This window comes from Vibrio sp. 1F263, assembly GCF_041439035.1.
In the GTDB taxonomy this organism is placed as follows: domain Bacteria; phylum Pseudomonadota; class Gammaproteobacteria; order Enterobacterales; family Vibrionaceae; genus Vibrio; species Vibrio tasmaniensis_A.
Map to the genome: position 1 here is coordinate 1 of NZ_JBGONI010000109.1, position 2,288 is coordinate 2,288.

Sequence of the window (2,288 nt, forward strand, 5' to 3'; positions counted from 1 at the left end):
GAACGGCGGACTGTTAATCCGTATGTCGCAAGTTCAAGTCTTGCAAGGGGAGCCACATTCAAGAAAGCCAAGTCGAGAGACTTGGCTTTTTTTCGTTTGAATAAAAGTTAACGCCATTCAATAACACATCAGTTCAACATTAAATCTTGATCTTCGAGTAAATAGACTACATTCGCCACCCTCAATAGAGTAATTGCTCTTACCTCTGTTTATTCATTTGACAGCGAAAAATGTTCTTTTGGGGACTTTTTTTTCTTCGTAAATTTAATCTTCATCATGTTTTGATACCTTTCTGATACCTGCACTACACGACTTAGCTTAAGATTCGTGAATGATACACCATACTTATTATTAGATCGCTGCACGGGGAAATATGAAATTAAAAACGCAAGCTTATTTATTATCAGGCATCATTTTGATTGCCTTGCTCGCACTTACGGCTACAGGTTTATGGACCTTAAGAGTTGCTAGCAACATAGACAACAAAGCTCGCGTGACGGAGCTATTTAAAAGTGCATACAGCATTCTTACTGAAGTCGAAAAAATGGCTATTGATGGCACTCTAGAAGAACAACAAGCCAAACAGCTTGCCACTCGCCTACTGCGCAACAATATCTATAAAGACAATGAATATGTATATGTTGCTGATGAAGATATGACTTTTGTCGCAACACCTTTAGATCCGCAACTACACGGAACCAGCTTTAATGATTTTAAAGATGGCGATGGAAATAGCGTTGGCCAACTTATTCAGCGAGCACTTGGCAATAGAACAGGACAAATAGTCGAGTACACCTGGACACAAAAACTCCCCGACGGAAGCATTGAGGAAAAACTGTCCATCGCAGAAAAAACACCTCATTGGGGTTGGGTTGTAGGTACAGGTATCGGCTTCAATGAAGTCAACGCAAGGTTTTGGTCAACAGCACAATGGCAACTGATTTTATGTTTGGCTATTGCTGGTGTCATTCTTTCAAGCTTGATTATCTCAATTAAACGTATGCTATCGCTACTTGGCGGTGAACCGAAAGACGTAAGAGAAGCAGTACAAGCTGTCGCAGAAGGAAAAATTCAAACATCGTTTGAGACTCAAGCTGAGCAAGGCAGTATCTATCACGCGGTACAACAAATGAGTCAATCACTGGCAGAGTTAGTATCAAACCTTAACTCTTCAATGCTAGCGTTAAGAGGCGAATTACAGCGCGTGGAAGATCGTGCAGGTTCTATCGCTCAACTTACTGAAACTCAGCAACAATCAACTGAAATGATCGCAACAGCAATGACTGAGATGGCGTCTTCAGCAAATAATGTTGCCGATTCAGCTGGCGATACAGCTCGTAACACCGACGAGGCAGACAAACAAAGCCAACATACTCAGCTCCTAATCCACAACACAGTAGATAACATTCAAGGCCTAGCAGGACAACTAGGTACAGCCAGTGAAGCTGTTGCTAACCTAGATAACGACGTAAACAATATTGTTAAGGTATTGGACGTTATAGGCGATATTGCAGAGCAAACTAACCTGTTAGCACTTAACGCTGCTATTGAGGCTGCGCGAGCGGGTGAACAAGGTCGTGGATTTGCAGTAGTGGCGGATGAGGTACGTAATCTTGCTGGTCGAACGCAATCGAGCACCAAAGAGATTCAGTTAATGATCAATAATCTTCAAGAAGGTTCCCGTAACGCCATTCAAACAATGAATGTGTGTGCGGCAACGAGTGAAAGTACTGTAGCAGAGTCTCAGAATGCCTCTGAAGCGCTACAACAGATTGTGATTGCATTAGAGTCTATATCATCAATGAGCCATCAAATCGCAACAGCAGCCGCTGAACAGACCCAGGTAAGCGATGATATATCGAAGCGTATCAATATGATTGAAGAAAGTGGCAACCAACTGAGCGATGTCGTAACGGAAAGCCATAACAGTACTCAAACTTTAGCTTCTCTTTCTAACGAATTAGAGACTTGGGTAAATAGGTTTGAAGTAAAACACTAAACTCTCGAGAAAAACCTTTAATATAAAAGCACGTTTTCATACGTGCTTTTTTATTTCAGCGCTCATTCAAAGCAGTTAACCGTAGTTTTGCCATCTTTTAAGGCATGCTAGACCTAGGTTTTTCTACCCAAACGAACAAAAACAACCCACTAAGTATAGAAAAACATCAAACAATACTTTTTTTGCAATTTAATGTTGACCCAGAACGCGAAAACACGTTTAATACACCTCGTCGCCCGGATAGCTCAGTCGGTAGAGCAGAGGATTGAAAATCCTCGTGTCGGTGGTT

Annotated in this window: 1 protein-coding gene; it reads left to right on the forward strand. The window is 41.7% G+C overall.

Annotation, left to right across the window (positions count from 1 at the left end; all coding sequences use genetic code 11):
- The first annotated feature begins 373 nt into the window (after positions 1–373).
- Complete coding sequence (locus ACED25_RS23270) at positions 374–1,999, forward strand: methyl-accepting chemotaxis protein (RefSeq protein WP_017101452.1); 1,626 nt, start codon at positions 374–376, stop codon at positions 1,997–1,999.
- The last annotated feature ends 289 nt before the right edge of the window (positions 2,000–2,288 follow it).

Bases quoted from the DNA above. Each gene is read 5' to 3' on its own strand.
- ACED25_RS23270 (WP_017101452.1), top strand. From the start codon at position 374: ATGAAATTAAAAACGCAAGCTTATTTATTATCAGGCATCATTTTGATT.